This window comes from Paraburkholderia terrae (assembly GCF_002902925.1).
In the GTDB taxonomy this organism is placed as follows: domain Bacteria; phylum Pseudomonadota; class Gammaproteobacteria; order Burkholderiales; family Burkholderiaceae; genus Paraburkholderia; species Paraburkholderia terrae.
In genome coordinates this window covers 2,932,914-2,950,719 of sequence record NZ_CP026112.1, presented here as the reverse complement: position 1 = coordinate 2,950,719, position 17,806 = coordinate 2,932,914, and the positions used below count along the sequence as shown (strand labels likewise).

At 63.2% G+C, this 17,806-nt stretch carries 15 protein-coding genes; 4 read left to right on the top strand and 11 right to left on the bottom strand.

Annotated features, from left to right (window positions below; translation table 11 throughout):
• Positions 1–239: 239 nt before the first annotated feature.
• Positions 240–890 carry a hypothetical protein gene (locus tag C2L65_RS29485; protein WP_042304511.1) on the top strand — a complete coding sequence of 217 codons (651 nt, stop codon included), beginning with the start codon at positions 240–242 and terminating at the stop codon, positions 888–890.
• Between the two features lie 118 nt (positions 891–1,008).
• Here the strand turns inward: C2L65_RS29485 and C2L65_RS29480 are convergent, their stop codons facing one another.
• The 9 genes from C2L65_RS29480 to C2L65_RS29440 form a co-directional block, all read right to left on the bottom strand.
• Complete coding sequence (locus C2L65_RS29480; RefSeq protein WP_042304446.1) at positions 1,009–1,596, bottom strand: BPSL1445 family SYLF domain-containing lipoprotein; 588 nt, start codon at positions 1,594–1,596, stop codon at positions 1,009–1,011.
• Positions 1,597–1,905: 309 nt separating this feature from the next.
• A complete protein-coding gene (gene motB / locus C2L65_RS29475) occupies positions 1,906–2,889 on the bottom strand; it encodes a flagellar motor protein MotB (RefSeq protein WP_042304447.1) in 984 nt (327 codons plus the stop codon).
• A 23-nt stretch (positions 2,890–2,912) separates the two neighbouring features.
• Positions 2,913–3,782: a flagellar motor stator protein MotA gene (motA, locus tag C2L65_RS29470; protein WP_042304448.1), complete on the bottom strand. Its 870-nt coding sequence runs from the start codon at positions 3,780–3,782 to the stop codon at positions 2,913–2,915.
• 439 nt (positions 3,783–4,221) lie between these two features.
• Positions 4,222–5,058, bottom strand: coding sequence for a DUF2242 domain-containing protein (locus C2L65_RS29465; RefSeq protein ID WP_042304512.1), 837 nt, complete (start codon positions 5,056–5,058; stop codon positions 4,222–4,224).
• Positions 5,059–5,267: 209 nt separating this feature from the next.
• The gene (locus tag C2L65_RS29460) at positions 5,268–6,380 is read right to left on the bottom strand and encodes a hybrid sensor histidine kinase/response regulator (RefSeq protein ID WP_042304449.1); all 1,113 of its coding nucleotides are present in this window, start codon (positions 6,378–6,380) and stop codon (positions 5,268–5,270) included.
• Entirely contained in the window at positions 6,377–7,012 is a 636-nt protein-coding gene (locus C2L65_RS29455) for a chemotaxis protein CheB (protein WP_042304450.1), read from the bottom strand. The genes C2L65_RS29460 and C2L65_RS29455 overlap by 4 nt, the downstream gene beginning before the upstream one ends.
• Before the next feature lie 41 nt (positions 7,013–7,053).
• Positions 7,054–7,902 (bottom strand): CheR family methyltransferase, encoded by an 849-nt coding sequence (locus C2L65_RS29450; protein ID WP_042304451.1) that lies wholly within the window; start codon positions 7,900–7,902, stop codon positions 7,054–7,056.
• A 19-nt stretch (positions 7,903–7,921) separates the two neighbouring features.
• Positions 7,922–11,428, bottom strand: coding sequence for a response regulator (locus C2L65_RS29445; RefSeq protein WP_042304513.1), 3,507 nt, complete (start codon positions 11,426–11,428; stop codon positions 7,922–7,924).
• A 327-nt stretch (positions 11,429–11,755) separates the two neighbouring features.
• Entirely contained in the window at positions 11,756–12,073 is a 318-nt protein-coding gene (locus C2L65_RS29440) for a DUF4148 domain-containing protein (protein WP_042304452.1), read from the bottom strand.
• Positions 12,074–12,285: 212 nt separating this feature from the next.
• Here C2L65_RS29440 and C2L65_RS29435 point away from each other — a divergent pair, with 212 nt between their 5' ends.
• A complete protein-coding gene (locus C2L65_RS29435; protein ID WP_042304453.1) occupies positions 12,286–13,335 on the top strand; it encodes an asparaginase in 1,050 nt (349 codons plus the stop codon).
• 27 nt (positions 13,336–13,362) lie between these two features.
• Here the strand turns inward: C2L65_RS29435 and C2L65_RS29430 are convergent, their stop codons facing one another.
• On the bottom strand, positions 13,363–13,608 hold the full coding sequence (locus tag C2L65_RS29430) for a hypothetical protein (protein ID WP_042304454.1): 246 nt from the start codon (positions 13,606–13,608) through the stop codon (positions 13,363–13,365).
• A gap of 259 nt (positions 13,609–13,867) precedes the next feature.
• Here C2L65_RS29430 and C2L65_RS29425 point away from each other — a divergent pair, with 259 nt between their 5' ends.
• The gene (locus tag C2L65_RS29425) at positions 13,868–14,596 is read left to right on the top strand and encodes a FadR/GntR family transcriptional regulator (protein ID WP_035538213.1); all 729 of its coding nucleotides are present in this window, start codon (positions 13,868–13,870) and stop codon (positions 14,594–14,596) included.
• Positions 14,597–14,623: 27 nt separating this feature from the next.
• Here the strand turns inward: C2L65_RS29425 and C2L65_RS29420 are convergent, their stop codons facing one another.
• Complete coding sequence (locus C2L65_RS29420) at positions 14,624–16,366, bottom strand: IlvD/Edd family dehydratase (protein WP_042304455.1); 1,743 nt, start codon at positions 16,364–16,366, stop codon at positions 14,624–14,626.
• A 483-nt stretch (positions 16,367–16,849) separates the two neighbouring features.
• On the opposite strand from C2L65_RS29420, the gene C2L65_RS29415 reads away from it, so the two are divergent.
• Positions 16,850–17,779: a Gfo/Idh/MocA family protein gene (locus C2L65_RS29415; RefSeq protein WP_042304456.1), complete on the top strand. Its 930-nt coding sequence runs from the start codon at positions 16,850–16,852 to the stop codon at positions 17,777–17,779.
• Positions 17,780–17,806: the final 27 nt, after the last annotated feature.

Sequence of the window (17,806 nt, the reverse complement as noted above, 5' to 3'; positions counted from 1 at the left end):
CATTGGTAAGGCCGTGTAATTTATCGATTTCAGCTGAGGAGCCCGCCATTTAAAGGGTTTGAGACGGCACGCCAAGAACGATTTAAATATGCACTAAAGATTTTCTGTGAGTGGTCCGTAATAAGACGGGTCTGGGACGCCGCCGCAACGCAAGGTCAATGCGTGTGACGGGCAATTTTTCCCGATACACGCGGCGTCAAGGTCAGGCGCCCTCCAGAACCCCGATGGAAATCTCACAGATGAAAAGGCTGTTGGTCACGCTTGCGGCGGGCTTTGCGCTGTCCGCGCCCGTCGCGCACGCTCACGAAATTTATGGTCAGGTCGGCACGGAAGGCCTCGGTATCGGCTTCTCCGAACCGCTCGGCACGCGCGACAACATCCGCGCCGAATTCAACGGCTTTGCGCTCTCGCACAACTTCAGCGCCGGCGGCCTGAACTACGACGGCAAGGCCAAGATCTATCACGGCGGCCTGTACCTCGACTTCTTCCCGGCGCCCGCTTCGGTGCCGTTCCGCATTACGGCCGGCATGTTGATCGGCGGGGATAACGTATCGGGCGACGCGAACAGCCCGAGCGGCACGGTCAACATCAACGGCACCAACTACGCGACGAATGGCGAGACCGTTCACGCGAAGGCGAAGTATCCGACGGTGCGCCCGTATATCGGCATTGGCTTCGGTCATACGCCTGTCGCGCAGAAGGGCTTCTCGGCGTTCTTCGATGCAGGTGTCACCTATGGCCGCCCGGAAGTGACGCTCGACGTCCCCGCGGACATCGTCGCCGAAGCGGGTCAGGCGAACGTCGATCAGGAGCGCCAGGCCCTGCAGGACAAAGCCGACAAGTGGCGCTGGTACCCCATCGTGAAGGTCGGCGTGACGTATCGTTTCTGATCGCCGCATCGCAAGCAAAAAGCAAACGGCCCGCCATCGGTCTCGGCGAGCCGTTTTTCTTTTCGCGAAGCAGCGATGCGCGACGGCGGCGAGCGCGCCACGTCGCGCGGCAGCAAGCTCAGATGTTCAGCTTCGACACCTTGGTGCCCGCGAGCGATACGTCGGCCATCAGTCCGGAGTTCGTCATGACGATTGCTTCGACAGGCTCGGTTGCCGTCGTTGTATCGACAGCGCCGTTCGCCCCGACCTTGATGAGCGCCACCGACGCATCGGCGCCCGCCGACCAGCCCTTGGCGTTGCGGAATTTGTCGAGCGCGTCTTGCGTCATGAAGAGGAAGATGATCGCCTTCGACTGTGCGCCCGCCTGCAGGCCGAACGAGCCGGAGATCGTGCTGTAATAGCCCGCCGTGCTGCCGCCGACGCGCAGCGCGCCTTCGCCATACTGCCCGCCCACCACGAAGCCCACCTGCAGCACGGATGGGAACACCAGGACGCCGCGCGCTTTGCCGACCAGTTCACGCGAGCCCTGTACGGTCGTGTAGAGCTTCGAAAGCGCGCCGTCGACGCTGGAGTCGATCGACTGCCGCTTGGACATGTCGGTCGCGGCCGATTCACCGCTGCTCGTCGTCGTGCTGCAGCCCGACAACAGCAGACTGCCGTATGCGAGTGCAGCGGCACTTGCTGTCACGAAGTGTCTTCTTTGCATTGTCGTTCTCCGTCAATGAGGCATTGGAAGGGAAATGCACGTTTGCACGCGTGATCTCGCGCAAGCGCAACAGCTACGCTCCCTCTACCAATATCAGAAACGTGTTGCGGTTGTGAAGTGCAGCGCTGAAATTGCCTTGCCTGAGCGCAAAACCTGAGGCAATTGACGACGCGAATGTGTCGCTGGGCGAAACGATGCGTATGACCGTTTCATTGTGCGTGCAATTCGCTCAGTGAACTCGCGCTGAAACGAAGCAAAAAAAGCCGCGCGCTCCTTTCGAAGCGCGCGGCTGAACACACGACATCGCGATCAATACGCGCTGCGCGTGCTTACCTTCAGTTTCGACACCACGCCGGGAATCGCCTCGCTCGCAGGCAGCGCTTCATCGATCGACGTGCGTCCGCCGTCGCGGAAGAACGCCTGCTCGGCGGCCTTGTTCAGCACGAGCACGCTGATGCGGCGGTTGGTCGGCTCATCGGCGACATTCGCGTTGAGCGGCAGCACGTCGGCGAGACCGCGTACCTGCAGCAGCTTGTCTTCCCGCATGCCGCCTGCGACCAACGCACGCCGCGCCGCGTTCGCGCGTTCCGACGACAGCTCCCAGTTCGAATAACCTGCCGGGCCGTTCGCGTAGGTAGCGGCATCCGTGTGGCCCGCAATCGAAATGCGGTTATCGACATCGTTCAGCGACGCGCCGATCTGCGTGAGAATCTCGACCGCGTAACTCTGCAGTTTCGCGCTGCCCGTCGCGAACATCGGACGCTTCAAGGAATCGACGATCTCGATGCGCAAGCCCTCGTTCGTGATCGAGATGCGGATCTGATCCTTGAACGCCTTCAACGCGGGTGTCTGCTCGATCAGCGCCGACAGCTTCGCCTTCAGCTGTTCGAGACGCGCGGTGTCGTTGGGCGCCATCGTCGCCTGCGTGAGCGTCGGTTTCGCGGGCTCCTGCTGCGCTTTCTTGCCGTCGCCGGGGCGCGTGTCGGACATGTCGCGGCCGCCGCCCTGAATTACGTTCGGACGCGCTGCCGCCGTCCCTTCGTTGCCGCCGAGCAGGCTCGACAGCGGCGTGTTGAAGTAATCCTCGATGCCCTGCTTGTCGTACTTCGACGTCGAGCCGAGCAGCCACATCAGCAGGAAGAACGCCATCATCGCGGTCACGAAGTCCGCGTAGGCGATCTTCCATGCGCCGCCGTGATGCGCGCCGTGCCCGTCGCCCTTCTTCGAGCGTCGCACGATGACGGGCGCGGCCTTCTCGCTCGCCTCTTCGCCGCGGGGTCGTCTTTCGGCCATGCTGATCTCCCTCTATGCGCGCGTCAGGCCGACTTCGGCATCTTGGTGGCGCGCACGGCGTCGTCGAGCTCCTGAAAGCTCGGACGGTCGGCCGTGAACAGCACCTTGCGTCCGAATTCGATGGCGACGGGCGGCGCGTAGCCGGACAGCGACGCGAGCAGCACGGCCTTCACGCACTGATACGGCTTGGCTTCCGCACGGCCCTTGGCGTTGAGCAGATCCGCGACGGGGCCGATGAAGCCATACGCGAGCAGAATGCCGAGGAACGTGCCGACCAACGCGCCCGCGATCATCTCGCCTAGCACGGCGGGCGGCGCGCCGACCGAGCCCATCGTGTGGACGACGCCCATCACGGCCGCGACGATGCCGAACGCGGGCAGGCCGTCAGCCATCTTCTGGATCGCGTTCGCGGCCACCGACGATTCGGCGTGATGCGTCGCCAGCTCTTCGTCCATCAGGTCCTGCACCTCGTGTACGTTGACGTTGCCCGTCGCCATCATCCGCAGATAATCGACAATGAAATCGAGCAGATGATGGTCCTTCAAAACGTGCGAATACTTCTGGAAAAGCGCGCTTTCTTCCGGCGCATTGACGTCGACTTCGAGCGCCATCATGCCTTCCTTACGCGCTTTCTGAAGCAGCTCGTAGAGCAGCGCAATCAGTTCGAGATAAACCTCTTTCGAATAACTGCCGCCCTTGAAGCATCCGGGCAGAGCCTTGATGGTTTTCTTCAATACCGAAACGGGATTGCTGACGACGAACGCGCCCATTGCCGCGCCGAAAATACACAGCAGTTCGAACGGCTGAACCAGCGCGGGCAAATGGCCGCCCACTCCCACGAAGCTCCCGATCACAGAGCCGAGAACCAGCACCCAACCAATAGCGACAAACATGGACCCTCTCCAATTTTTAGCAACGTGCGGCACGCAAATGAATCGGCAGGTTTTACTGCCTGAAATTGCGTACCGTTTTGTTAATTCTGTGAAGGTAGTAACGGCTGGATTGGCGGCGTGCTTAAGTGCGGGCAAAGCCCAATCGGGAAAATATTTTCGACTATTTGATTTGTATCGATGCTTCGGTCGTTTTTACTCAGAACGTTTTTACCGATCGATGATTTAAAACAGATAATCGTTCGCGGTCGGCAACATGGCTGAAATCTTGAGTGTGGCGTGAAAATAAAAATCACCGCGTGGATGGGGAGGCTGTCGGCAGTTAAGCGCGCAGCGCGAGAGTGACTATCGACTCATGATTTGAGTCGATTAAGCGCGCAATCGCCTCACGGTCGACCGTCGCGACACAGCGCTTACGACCCGACAACGCAACGCGGCAACTTCACTGCGCCAAAGCCGCCGCATCCGAAGCCGGCGATTCGATGATCGCAGGCGCGCTATCAGGCGAAGCAGCGGCGGCTTCGTGCGCGTGCGTCGTCGCGGAGACCGGCGCTGCCGAAGCAACCGGCGTCGCTGCCGCTGCAAGCGGCGTGGCCTGTTCCTTTGATGGCGCGGGCATGATGACAGGCGCCGCGTTGCCGCCGGGCGTGGACGACATCGGCGTGACCACCAGCGCGGGCGCGGGAGCGGGCATGGGCAGCGGCGTCGCGTCGACGGTATTGCCCGGCACGGGCACGCTGCGCACCACGTTCGCCAGATAGTGGCTGATCAGATTGAAGAAGCCGTCGTAGAACTTGCCCGACTGGATCGTTTCGCTCGAAATCTTCACCATCGCGTCGCTGTTCTGGCGGATCGGCAGCGACAGCGAGCCGAGCACGCTCAACCCGACGCTCGCCGACGTATCGCTCTTCTTGAGCGCGTAGCCGCTTTGCACCGCGTTCGCATAGACGATGCTGCTATTGGTCGCATCGTCGCCCGCCGTGCAGACGATGTGGAATTCAACGGTGAAGTGCGAGTCGCTGGCGGGCTGGAAATTCTTGCTGGCGTCGACGGTATCGGGGCGCACCAGCGTCGTCATGTAGCCCTGGCTCAGGAGCGCGCGGCGCGCGCCTTCGCAGGCTTCCGTGCTCGTCACCTGAAACGTGCGCGTGTACGGACTCGCGCCGCTGCTGACGAAGTCTTCCTGCAGCTTCGCCTTGGGCGGCGTCGAGCACGCGCCGAGCGCGGCAAGCACGGGCAGGGTCAACGCGAGAGCAATACGGGAGGGGCGGCTGGACATGATGAAGAGGCGAACAACGGGCATCGGACGGCAAGCATTGTAGTGCGGTTTGATGGCAAGCCGTTATTACATCGACTGACAGCCGCACACGCCGGGCGGCGCGCGAAACGGGGCGCGGACGCTTGCCCATGCCGCGCAAGGCGCCCGCGCCGCTGGCGTATCTCTTACGAAGTATTTCAGGCGCGCGGCCTGCCGGCCGTCGCCCCGTGTCAGAGCACCCAGCTTTGCGCGGTGCGCGGCAGTTCGACCGTAAAGACAGTGCCGACGATCTCGTCCGATTTGCCCGTCACCTTGCCGCCATGCATGTGGACGATCTTGTCCACGATGTGCAGCCCGAGGCCGAGCCCTTCGCGCGAGCGCTCGCCCGCGCCGTTCGAGCCGAAAGCCTCGAACAGATGCGGCAGCATCGCGGGCGGAATCGCGCCGCGGTTGCTGACGGTCAGTCGCAGCCGGTTCGGCTCTTCAGCATTGAGGTCGACTGTGATCGGGCTGTCGTGCTCGCCGTGATGCAACGCATTGCTGATCAGATTCGAAATGGCCTGCCATAGCAGGTCGGTATCCCACGTGCCCGTCGTGTTGCCGCGCGAAGTGAACACGATCTGGCCGGCGCGCTCATGCGTCGCGAACTCTTCGATCACGCCGCGGCACAGCGCCGCCAGATCGCTTGCACGCGGCTGCAATTGCATGCGGCCGCCTTGCAGGCGCGCGAGGTTGAGCAACTGATGCACCATCCGCGACATGCGCATCGTGCTGTTCCTGATGCGGCCCGCGACGGTCGCCGATTGCTCGTCGGAGGCGTTGCGCATCAGAAATTCCGCTGACGCGAGCACCGTGCCGAGCGGCGTGCGCAGATCGTGGCCGAGCACGGCCATCAACATCTCGTTCGCTTCGAGCAACTGGCGCGTGGTCAGCAGTTGATCGGCGAGTTGGCGCTTGTGCTGCTCCAACTGCACGAACACATCGACCTTCGATTGCAGGATGCGCGGGTCGAACGGCTTGTGCAGGAAATCGACGGCGCCCGCTTCGTAGCCGCGAAACGTGCGCGACGCGTCTTCCGCCGTGGCCGTCAGAAAGATGATCGGCACGTGCGACGTGCGCGGGCTGCCGCGCATCAGCGACGCAAGCTCGAAGCCGTTCATGCCGGGCATGTTGACGTCGAGGATCGCGAGCGCGGCTTCATGCTTGAGCAGCAGGTCGAGCGCGGCCGTGCCCGAGTTGGCGACCAGCAGATCGATCCCCGGACGCGCCAGCAGCGCTTCGAGCGCCGTGATGTTATGCGCGATATCGTCGACGATCAGAATGTTGACGGGTGAGTTCCTCATGTCATCGTTCTAGTGTGAGGCGGCAAACCGGCGAGCCGCCGGGCCATCAGGGTTGGAGAAAGCACTTCGTCGACGGCGCCACGCGTAATGGCCGCGCGCGGCATCGTCGCGGAGACAGCCGTTTGCGGGTCCTGCACCCACGCGAGGCCGCCCATCGCGCGGATCACTTCGAGGCCGTGCGCGCCGTCGTCGTTCGCGCCCGACAGCAGGATGCCGAGCAGCCGCTCGCGGTACACGTGTGCGGCGGATTCGAACAGCACGTCGATGGACGGCCGCGAATAGCGCACGGTCGAATCGATCGACAGCGCGACCGTGCGGTCGTCGTCGACCAGCATGTGATAGCCAGGCGGCGCGAGATGCACGCGGCCCGGCAGGAGCGGCTCGCCCGCATCCGGCTCGACAACGGGCAGCACGCAGCGATAGCCGAGCGTTTCGGCCAGACGGCTCGGCGAATCGGCGGGCAGGTGCGAGACGATCACTACGGCGAGTCCGAACGACGCAGGCAGCGCGGGCAACAGCACGTTCAACGCGTCGATGCCGCCCGCCGACGCGCCGATCGCCACCGCCTCGAACGCGCGCGTTTCCATCGGCGCGGTTGCGCCCAGTGGAGAAGGTCGGCGAGGTGTGTTCATACGCGTCGATCGATCGTTCGATGTTGGAGGGCACGGGCAGTCTAGCGCTTCTGATAGATGCGCTCGCGCTCGCGGAATTCTTCAAATGCATCGTACTGCGTCGAAAAGCGCAGGCTTTCCTTGCTGCCCAGGCCGAGAAAACCGCGCCGCACCAGCGAGTCCTTGAACAGCCCCAGCGCGCGGTCCTGCAGGCCGCGATCGAAATAGATCAGAACATTGCGGCACGACACGAGATGCGCTTCAAGAAACACTTCATCGGTCGACAGGCTGTGGTCCGCGAACACCACGCGCTCCTTTAGCGGGCCGGAGAAGCGCGCGCCGCTATACGCCGCGTGGTAGTAATCGGCGAGCGAGCGCTTGCCGCCCGCGGCCAGATAGTTGCGCGTGAAGCCCGCGATCCGGTCGAGCGCGTAAATGCCCGCTTCGGCGCGCGCGAGCGCGTCGGGGTTGATATCGGTTGCGTAGAAGAGCGTGCGCTCGGTGAGGCCTGCTTCGTCGAACAGGATCTTCAGCGACCACAGTTCCTCGCCCGTGCTGCAGCCGGCCACCCACACCTTGATCGACGGATACGTTTGCAGCACCGGCAGCACATGATCCCGCAGCGCGAGAAAGTACGCCGGGTCGCGGAACATCTCGCTGACCTGCACCGTCAGGTAGTGAAAGAGCCGCACGAAGTCCGCCTCGTTGCGCATGATCCTGTCCTGCAACTGCGAGAGCGTCGTCACGCCGAACTCTTCGAGCGCCTGCATGAGACGACGCCGCAGCGAAGACATCGAGTAGTGGCGGAAGTCGTGCTGGTACTTCAGATAGATCGCTTCCAGCAGCAGCTTCAGCTCGATATCGAAATCGTGCATGCGTTGCGGCGAATCGTCGTACGAGATGCGGCTCATGGCTGACGGTTCCTCGCGCCTAGCGTTGCCGCAGCCAGACGCGGCATAGCGAGATCAGCTTGTCGACGTCGATGGGCTTCGAGATGTAGTCGTCGGCGCCCGCTTCGAGGCAGCGCATGCGGTCTTGCGCCATCGCCTTCGCCGTCAGCGCGACGATGGGCAGATGCGCGAAGCGCGGGTCTCGGCGGATGTGTGCGATCGCCGTCAGGCCGTCCATCTCCGGCATCATGATGTCCATCAGCACGAGATCCACCTCGCGTCCGCTGTTCAGCGCTTCGAGTGCTTCGCGCCCGTTGCGCGCAATTTCGAGTTTCGCGCCGAGCGGCTCCAGCACATGCGACAGCGCGAAGATATTGCGCACGTCGTCTTCCGCGAGCAGGATGGTGCGCCCTTCGAACTGGTTGTCGCGCTGGCGCACGGTGCGCAGCATGCGCTGCTGCTCGGGCGCGAGCGACGACTCGACGCTATGCAGGAACAGCGTCACTTCATCGAGCAGACGTTCCGGCGACTTCGCGCCCTTGATGATGATCGATTTCGAGTAGCGGCGCAGCCGGTGCTCTTCGTCGCCAGACAACATGCGGCCCGTGTAGACGATGACGGGCATCGCCTGATGCGTGACGTCGGCGGCGAGCTGTTCGAGCAGATCGTAGCCTGTGCCGTCTGGCAGCGCGAGGTCGGTCACGACGCAATCGAACAACGTTGTGGACAGTTGCTCCAGCGCGCCCGCGAGCGTCGCGACGGCGACGATTTCCGTGGTGTCGCTCCGCAGCAGCGCGCGCATGCTCTCGCGCATCGCCGCATCGTCCTCGATCACCAGCACGCGCTTCATGCGTTGCTGCAGGCGCGACTCCAGCCGCCGGATCGCGGCTTCGAGCGTGGTGCGCGCCGTGGGCTTCAGCGTGTAGCCGACGGCGCCCAGATGCAGTGCCTTTTCAGCGTGATCGGTGGCGGAGACGATGTGAATCGGAATGTGACGCGTGGCGGGATCGTTCTTCAGCCATTCGAGCACCGTCAGTCCCGAGCGGTCGGGCAGGCCGACGTCGAGCAGCACGGCAGTCGGCTGCATGTCGCGCACCAGCGTGAGGCCTGTCGTTGCGTCGGTGGCATGGACGAAATCGAACTCGAGTTCGTGCGTGAGGTCGCGCAGGATTTCGGCAAAGACGAGATCGTCTTCGATCGCGAGAATCAGGCGGTTTTCGCGGCGGAGGTTGTCGCGGTCGTCGCCGATCGTCGGCTGCGCGTTGCCCGACAGCACGGGCGCGGGCCTGGACACAGACGCGGACGCGGACGCGGCTTGTGCCACGGGCGACGGCGCGGGCGTGCTGCGCACGGGCAGCGTCAGCCGCTCGGTGGCCTGCGTCGCGCGGGCCTGCGCATCGGCGGGGCCTTGCAGCGGCAGCCAGAGCGTGAACACGCTGCCCTTGCCCGGTTCGCTCGCGACGCTCACGCGACCGCCCAGCAGCCGCGCGAACTCGCGCGAGATCGACAGGCCGAGGCCGCTGCCGCCATAGTGGCGGCTCGTCGAGCCGTCCGCCTGCTGGAAGGCTTCGAAGATCAGTTCGAGCTTGTCGGCGGCGATGCCGATACCCGTGTCGCGCACGTCGAAACGAAGCATGTCGGCGTCGCCGGCGGCGACCGTCAGCGCGACTTCGCCGTGCTCGGTGAACTTCAACGCATTCGACAGCAGATTCCGCAGAATCTGCGTGACGCGCTGGCCGTCGGTGACGAACGTCTCGGGCACGCCGGGCACGCGTTCGACGGAGAACTGCAAATGCTTCGCAGCCGCCATCGGCTCGAACATTTCGCGCAGCGATTGCAGCATTGAGTCGACGGGCACCGTTACGCTGTCGATCGTGATCTGCCCGGCTTCCACTTTCGACAGATCGAGAATGTCGTTGATCAGCACCAGCAGATCGCTATTCGACGCGTGAATCGTTTCCGCGTAGCGCACCTGTTCTTCCGTCAGATTGCCCGTGCGGTTCTCCTGCAACAGACGCGCGAGTATCAGCGAGCTGTTCAACGGCGTGCGCAGTTCGTGCGACATGTTCGCGAGGAACTCGGATTTGTAGCGGCTCGACTGCTCCAGCCGCGCGGCATTCGCGGCGAGTTCATCCTGCGCTTCGAGCAGATCGGCCTTCTGGCGCTCCAGGCGCTTCGCGTAGTCCTCGAGCTGCACGTTGGTCTGCTCGAGTTCCGCCTGCTGCGCTTCGAGCCGCGATTGCGATTCGACGAGCGCGCGGCCCCGTTCTTCGAGCCCTTCGTTCGACACGCGCAATTCTTCCTGCTGCACCTGAAGCTCTTCATTCAACTGCTGCGTTTCGGCGAGCGCATCCTGCAGACGCTCGCGATACAGCGCGGCTTCGATGGAGTCGCCCATGCTGTTCGCGATCAGTTGCAGGAACTCGTGATCGCGCGGCGCGATGTTGCGCATGAAGCCGAGTTCGACGACGCCGTTCACGATGCCGTCGTTTTCGATAGGCAGCACGACGAGATTGCGCGGCGGGCTCATGCCCGTGCCGGAGACGACTTTCACGTAATCGTCGGGGACGTCGTGCAACACGAGCGTGCGGCGCGACACGGCGGCCTGGCCGACCAGGCTTTCGGCTTCGCGGAACGTGCGCGCCGCCTGTTCGCTTTCCTGGCTGAAGCCGTACGTGGCAATCCGTTTGAGGCTACTGGTCGCGCGGTCGCGCACGTACATGGCCGCGACCGCGACGTCGAGATACTCGGCGAGAAAGTCGAGGATCGCGCGGCCGACGAGAGGCGAACTCGACTGGCCGATGATCTTCTCCGCCAGCAGGCGCTGCCCGGAGCGCAGCCATACCTGCTGCTGCAAGACTTCCGTGTGCTCGGCCTGGCGCGCGAGCACGCCGCCGTACGACTCGGACAGATTCACCAGATCACGCCGCCCGCGATAGGCGATGAAGCCGCTGATCGACAGGCTGAAAAGCAGAAAGACGCCCACCAGAATTGAGGTGACGCTGCGCGCGTCACTGGAGCGCTGTTGACGCAGCGCTTCCTCTACAGAAAGAAACTGCCCGAAGAGCCGCCGCGTTTCGTCGAACTCGATTTTTCCGCGTCCGCTCTTCACCTGCTCGGTGTAGTCGAGGTTGCGCCGGCGCAGATCGATCATCTCCTGCGCGAACTGGTCCCAGCGCTGCTGCACGCCGCGAATGCGTTTGAGCTGTTCGACCTGGGACGGATTGTCGGAGACCAGTTGCATCAGCGTGTTGATCTCGGTTTCGAAACGCGGCTGACCCAGCTGATACGGCGCGAGGAAAGTCTCGTCGCCTGTGATCAGGAAGCCGCGCAACGCGGACTCGCGATCGACGGCAAGCCGCAGCATTTCATTCGCGTTGCCGATCACGCGCTCCGAATGCTCGACCCAGCTCATCGTGTTGACGAGATAGGCGATCAGCGCGACGAACAGCGCCATCGTGACGACGCCGAGCGCGAGCGGCAGCGCGATATTGCGGCGAATGATGCGGCGAAAACTGATCTGATCGACAGCGGCGGCAGCGGTCAATTTTTCTGCGGTGCCGCCTGGCTCGTGTGATGGATTCGGCATTTTTGACTGGAAAAAGCGTTGGCGTCTTTAGTTGTAGCCGGAATGTGCGACTGCACAGCTATGCCCAGATTGCAGCGATGCAATTCGTTGTGTGGACAAGCGTTGAAAAGTATCACATAGCGTCGGGCGTTCGTGGAATAGGACGCTGAAACGGTGACGGCCGGACAGAAAGTGAGCGCTTAGGGAGGACTGGCGGGGAGGGGAGAGCACGACTCTCGACACTGCAAAAACCAGCGCGGCCGCACGCAGAAAACGGTGCGCGCGGCCGACGCGATCGAACGATGTTTACTGGCTCGCGCCTTGGCCAATACCTGCCTTTTTCTGCGCGTCTTGCAAATCCTGCGGGTAGTTCGAGTCGTTCGCGCGGCCAGGCTGGTAGCCCGCGTCTTCGAGCTTCTTCAACTCGGCGTTCTTCTTCGCGCGCGCTTCCTTGCGGGCCTGCTTTTTCTGCTGCTTGGTCGGCTTCGCGGCGGAGGCGGCGACGCCCGCCGCGCCCGTGCCCGTGCCCGTCGAAGCGTCGTTCTGCGCAAATGCCGGCGCAGCCGCGCCGATGCCCAGCGAGGCCGAGGCGAGGAGGACGATCAGTTTTCTGGCGATGTGCATTTCTTTTCTCCTGTCGTAATGGCTTTACGATCGATTCCGCTTGCGCGGCCTGATTCGGATAAACCCGGTCGGATGAACCCGGCCCGATGCAGCCGGGCGGCCGGGTGAATCCAATGTACTCGACACGCACGTATCGCGCCTGGCAGGGTTGTAGAATCCGGCGGCATGGTCTGCCGTTGCGCAGACCGAACCGAACACATAAGGAGACCGGGATGTCCGTTGCTGCAACCGTCTATCGCGGCGATGTTGTCGAGAACACGCATATCGCGCACGTGGCCGTCGTCGATACGGACGGGGCGCTGCTGTATTCGTGCGGCGACCCGTCGCGCTTCACGCTGGTCAGGTCGGCAGCGAAGCCGGCTCAGGCGCTCGCCGTTGTCGAGTCGGGCGCGCTCGAGCGCTTTGGTTTCGACGACGCAGACCTCGCGCTGATGTGCGGCTCGCACAGCAGCGAAGATCGACACATCGAACGCGCACGCCGCATGCTCGCCAAGTCGCAGGCAACGGAAGCCGATTTGCGTTGCGGCGGCCATCCGCCCATTTCGGATGCCGTCTACCGCGCATGGATCAAGCGCGACTTCATTCCGGGCGCAGTGTGCAGCAACTGTTCGGGCAAGCACGCCGGCATGCTGGCGGGCGCGCGAGCGATCGGTGCAGCGCTCGCCGACTACCATCTGCCGGAACATCCGTTACAGCGGCTCGTGAAGCGCACGGTTGCCGACGCGTGCGATCTGGCCGACGACGGCGTGCAATGGGCTGTGGACGGCTGCAATCTGCCGACGCCCGCGTTCCCGCTCGACCGTCTCGCGCGTCTTTACATGAAGCTCGCGCGGGCCGCCGACGGGCATGTGTCGACGGATTCGAAAAGAGACCGGGCGCTTTCGCAAATCTATCGCGCGATGACGTCCCACCCGGAGATGGTCGCGGGCGAAGGTCGGTTCTGCACCGCGCTGATGAGCGCATTCCAAGGCGCGCTGGTGGGCAAGGTTGGCGCGGACGCGAGCTATGCGATCGGCGTGCGCGCGTCGGCGCAGACGGCGAAGCTCGGCGCGAAGGGCGCGCTCGGCATTGCGGTGAAAGTGGAAGACGGCAACTCGACGATTCTCTATGCAATCGTCGCTGAATTGCTGGCGAAGCTCGGCATCGGCGACGAAGCTGCGCATCGAGCGCTCGATGGTTTCCGTTTGCGCGCCATGCGTAACACGGTCGGCCTCGAAACGGGCCGGGTCGAAGTGGTTGTGCCGCTCGTCAAAGCGGGCTGAGCACGATCAGCACGTTGATAAGCGCGGCTAGCTCGACGACTGGCTGCCGCTGTCATTGTCAGGCGGGTCGAACATCGCCTGGCATTTCGGCGACAGCTTGTCGTAGTGCTGCTTCATGCACGCTTCGATCTTCTCCTTGTTGGGAATATGGATCGCGCAGAACTTGATCGCGTCGTGCTTGCAGGCCTTGGTCTGCTCGTCGCGCGTAGCGGCCGTTCCGACGTTCGCCGCCGCCACGCATGCGAGCAGCAGAAGTAGCGGTTTGAGCTTCATTGCCGTGGTCCATGTCGAGTTGAATGCACGGGTTTTCCGGGCTGCCTTTGAGTAAAGCAGCCCGTCCACAAACGATCAAGCAAAAAACGAACCCAACGCGGCGCAGCGCACGCATGGCGACATCAGGCCAGCGCGATAATGGCAGCGCGTCGTACTGCGTCAAAGCGGACGGCGGGGCGTGCGCCCCATGCTATGCTTGCACAGCCCGCAACGGGAACGGTACAGCTATCCGCATTCGCACGGCCACAACAAATACATCATGGACTACCGGCATCTTCAGAAACGCAAAAGCCTGCATGCGCGGATCGTGCAGGAACTCGGTATCGAGATCGTCAGCGGCAGGCTGGCGCCAGGCGAACGTCTGCCCGCCGAAGCGACGCTGTGCGAAAAATACGGCGTGAGCCGTCCCGTGCTGCGCGAAGCGACGCGCGTGCTGGTCGCCAAAGGGCTGGTCGTTTCGAAGCCGCGCGTGGGCAGCGTCGTGCGGCCGCGCGAAGAGTGGCACATGCTCGATCCCGACGTGCTCTACTGGACGCTCAACAGCATTCCCGAAGGTGAGTTCTTTCTGTCGCTGATGACGGTGCGCCGCATCATCGAACCGGCTGCGGCTGCGCTCGCCGCGACGGCCGCCACGGACGAAGATCTGGTGCGGATCGGCTCCGCGTACGACCGCATGGAGCACGCGCAAAGCGCCGGCGATCTGCTCGAGCCGGACCTCGAATTTCACCGCGCGATCATGGCTGCGACGCACAACGACATGCTCGCGTATATCGGCAACATGATGTCGCTGGCGTTGTCGGAGTCGATCAAGCTGACGAGCCGCCATCCCGACACGCATGCGTTATCGCTGCCGCGCCATAAGGCGATTCTCACCGCGATCCAGAATCGCGATGCATTGGCCGCGCGTCAGGCGAGCCTCGTGCAGCTAGAAAACGCGCGCGTCGATGCCGATACGATTCTCGGCATCGCCGCGCACAGCCTGAGCTGATTCGCTACGCTGCGTAGCGCGGCGCGTTCAATGCGAATGCGCCGGCACTTCCGCGCCACGACAACCCACCAGGAAGTCGAAATCGCAGCCCTGATCGGCCTGCAACACATGGTCGATATAGAGGTTGCGGTAGCCGCTCGCATCGGCGGGATTGGGTTGTTGCGACTCTTTCCATTCGGCAAGACGCGCAGTCATTTCCTTCTCGTCGATATCGACATGCAGACGGCCCGCGTCGCAGTCCAGCTCGATCCAGTCGCCGTTGCGCACCACGGCAAGCGGCCCGCCCGCGCGCGCTTCGGGCGCCACGTGCAGCACCACCGTGCCATATGCCGTGCCGCTCATGCGCGCATCCGATACTCGCACCATGTCCGTCACGCCCTGCGCAAGCAGCTTCGGCGGCAGGCCCATGTTGCCGACTTCCGCCATGCCGGGATAACCCTTCGGGCCGCAGTTCTTCATCACGAGCACGGAGTCCGCCGTCACGTCGAGTTCGGGATCGGCGATGCGCTTCTTGTAGTCATCGAAGTTCTCGAACACCACGGCGCGGCCGCGATGCTTCAACAGCGCAGGCGTGGCCGCCGACGGCTTGAGCACCGCGCCATTGGGCGCGAGATTGCCGCGCAGCACGCACAGGCCGCCGTCTTCGCGCAGCGGCTTCTCCAGCGGCCGGATCACTTCGTCGTTGTAGATCGGCGCGTCGATGCTGTTTTCCCACAGCGTTTTGCCGTTCGCGGTCAGCGCGTCGGGATGCGGCAGCAGACCCGCTTCGCCGAGCCTGCGCAGCACGGCGGGCAAGCCGCCCGCATAGTAAAACTCTTCCATCAGGAAACGGCCTGAAGGCTGAAGATCGACGAGCGTCGGCGTGCCGCGTCCGATGCGCGTCCAGTCGTCCAGTTCGAGCTTCACGCCGATGCGGCCCGCAATCGCCTTCAGGTGGATCGCCGCATTGGTCGAGCCGCCGATCGCGGCATTCGCGCGGATCGCGTTCTCGAACGCTTCTTTCGTGAGCAGCTTCGACAACCGCACATCCTGCAACGCCATCTCGACGATACGCATGCCCGACAGATGCGCGAGTACATAGCGGCGCGAATCGACGGCGGGAATCGCGGCGTTGTGCGGCAGCGTGACGCCGAGCGCTTCCGCCATGCAGGCCATCGTCGAGGCGGTGCCCATCGTGTTGCAGGTGCCCGCCGAGCGCGACATGCCCGCTTCCGCCGACATGAACTCGTGAATCGAGATCTTGCCCGCCTTCACCTGTTCGCTCAGTTGCCACACGACCGTGCCCGAGCCGATGTCGCGCCCTTCATGCTTGCCGTTGAGCATCGGCCCGCCGCTCACGACGATCGCGGGTACGTCGCAACTGGCCGCGCCCATCAGCAGCGCGGGCGTGGTCTTGTCGCAGCCGGCGAGCAGCACGACGGCGTCGATGGGATTGCCGCGAATCGATTCCTCGACATCCATGCTCGCGAGATTGCGCGTGAACATGGCCGTGGGCCGCAGGTTCGACTCGCCGTTCGAGAACACCGGGAACTCGACGGGGAAACCACCCGCTTCATACACGCCGCGCTTCACGTGCTCGGCGAGCTTGCGGAAATGCGCGTTGCACGGCGTCAGCTCGGACCACGTATTGCAGATGCCGATGATCGGCTTGCCGGCGAATTCGTGATCGGGGATGCCCTGGTTCTTCATCCAGCTGCGGTACATGAAGCCGTTCTTGTCGGCGGTGCCGAACCAGGCGGCGGAGCGCAGTTTGCGGGGTTGGTCGGTCATGGTGTCTCGTTCAGTATTGTTCAAATATAGTAAGACTATATGCACGACTCGCGTCGATGTCCATTAGGGCTTACAAGCAAACTTTTGAAAAGTCTATTGTCGGCAGAATGTCTTAAATAGCGGGTACGTAGTGCGCTGTAATACTTCGTACACGTTGCTCAACTTGATAAATAGAATGACTTTTGGGTGTTGTGCATGGGGGAAAACACCAATCACAACCGTTCGGCTCCGCGCATATAGTTTGGCTAATTCGTCGGCGGCATGTTCAAAGGCGAGTCGGCAGCGTGATGAAAATGAGGAGTCTCAAATAGTGGCAATGTCGGGTAAACGCTTCTTCGAATCCCACGTTGTGCGACTCGCTCCGCAGGTCGACTCGCTGTCGAATGCCGCACGCGTCGATTCATGCGAACTCGTACGCGTGTTGAATACGCTTGCGTTACGCTGAGGCCGCTAACAATCCGTTAGTCCCTCGAAGCTCACTATATGAACAACAGACTTTCCATTGGCATCGTCGGCGTCGGCAAGATTGCGCGCGACCAGCATCTTCCCGCTATCGCCGCGCTCGACGGCTTCGAACTGGTTGCTTGCGCGAGCCGCAATGCGCAGGTCGACGGCGTGCGCAACTACAAGACCATCGAAGAGATGCTGGCCAACGAGCCGCAACTCGACGCCGTGTCGCTCTGCGCGACGCCGCAGGTGCGCTTCGATCAGGCGCGCGTCGCGCTCGCGGCCGGCAAGCACGTGATGCTCGAAAAGCCGCCTGGCGCGAGCGTGCATGAAGTGGACGTACTGCGTGCGATGGCACGCAACGCGGGCCGCACGCTGTTCGCGACATGGCATTCGCGTTACGCGCCCGCTGTCGAAACAGCGCGTGAATGGCTTGCCTCGCGCACGTTGCAGGAAGTGCAGGTGCGCTGGAAGGAAGACGTGCGCCGCTGGCATCCGGGCCAGGCGTGGATCTGGACGCCGGGTGGACTCGGCGTGTTCGATCCGGGCATCAACGCGCTGTCGATCATCACGCACATGCTGCCGCGCGAAGTCATTCTGCGCGAGGCGACGCTCTCGGTGCCCGCCAACGTGCAGACGCCGATTGCCGCCGAACTCGATTTCATCGACGAAGCGGGCGTACACGTGCGCGCCGAATTCGACTGGCGTCATGGTCCCGTCGAGCAATGGGAAATCGAAGTGAAGACGACGGACGGCGTGCTGCATCTGAGCGAAGGCGGCAAGAAGCTCGCGATCGCGGGCAAGCCGGTCGAGCTCGGACCCGAGCGCGAGTATCCGTCGCTGTACGAGCGGTTTCACTGGCTGATCACGCATGGCGAGCACGACGTGGATGTGCGCCCGCTGCGGCTGGTCGCCGATGCATTCCTGCTTGGCCGTCGTCACGAGGTCGAGCCGTTTCACGACTAGAGCCTGAGAGATGCGCGGGCCTGGTCG

What these genes read in the sequence shown, in the direction of transcription:
- C2L65_RS29485 (WP_042304511.1), top strand. Translation starts at nt 240, where the DNA reads ATGAAAAGGCTGTTGGTCACGCTTGCGGCGGGCTTTGCGCTGTCCGCG.
- C2L65_RS29480 (WP_042304446.1), bottom strand. Translation starts at nt 1,596, where the DNA reads ATGCAAAGAAGACACTTCGTGACAGCAAGTGCCGCTGCACTCGCATAC.
- motB (WP_042304447.1), bottom strand. Translation starts at nt 2,889, where the DNA reads ATGGCCGAAAGACGACCCCGCGGCGAAGAGGCGAGCGAGAAGGCCGCG.
- motA (WP_042304448.1), bottom strand. Translation starts at nt 3,782, where the DNA reads ATGTTTGTCGCTATTGGTTGGGTGCTGGTTCTCGGCTCTGTGATCGGG.
- C2L65_RS29465 (WP_042304512.1), bottom strand. Translation starts at nt 5,058, where the DNA reads ATGTCCAGCCGCCCCTCCCGTATTGCTCTCGCGTTGACCCTGCCCGTG.
- C2L65_RS29460 (WP_042304449.1), bottom strand. Translation starts at nt 6,380, where the DNA reads ATGAGGAACTCACCCGTCAACATTCTGATCGTCGACGATATCGCGCAT.
- C2L65_RS29455 (WP_042304450.1), bottom strand. Translation starts at nt 7,012, where the DNA reads ATGAACACACCTCGCCGACCTTCTCCACTGGGCGCAACCGCGCCGATG.
- C2L65_RS29450 (WP_042304451.1), bottom strand. Translation starts at nt 7,902, where the DNA reads ATGAGCCGCATCTCGTACGACGATTCGCCGCAACGCATGCACGATTTC.
- C2L65_RS29440 (WP_042304452.1), bottom strand. Translation starts at nt 12,073, where the DNA reads ATGCACATCGCCAGAAAACTGATCGTCCTCCTCGCCTCGGCCTCGCTG.
- C2L65_RS29435 (WP_042304453.1), top strand. Translation starts at nt 12,286, where the DNA reads ATGTCCGTTGCTGCAACCGTCTATCGCGGCGATGTTGTCGAGAACACG.
- C2L65_RS29430 (WP_042304454.1), bottom strand. Translation starts at nt 13,608, where the DNA reads ATGAAGCTCAAACCGCTACTTCTGCTGCTCGCATGCGTGGCGGCGGCG.
- C2L65_RS29425 (WP_035538213.1), top strand. Translation starts at nt 13,868, where the DNA reads ATGGACTACCGGCATCTTCAGAAACGCAAAAGCCTGCATGCGCGGATC.
- C2L65_RS29420 (WP_042304455.1), bottom strand. Translation starts at nt 16,366, where the DNA reads ATGACCGACCAACCCCGCAAACTGCGCTCCGCCGCCTGGTTCGGCACC.
- C2L65_RS29415 (WP_042304456.1), top strand. Translation starts at nt 16,850, where the DNA reads ATGAACAACAGACTTTCCATTGGCATCGTCGGCGTCGGCAAGATTGCG.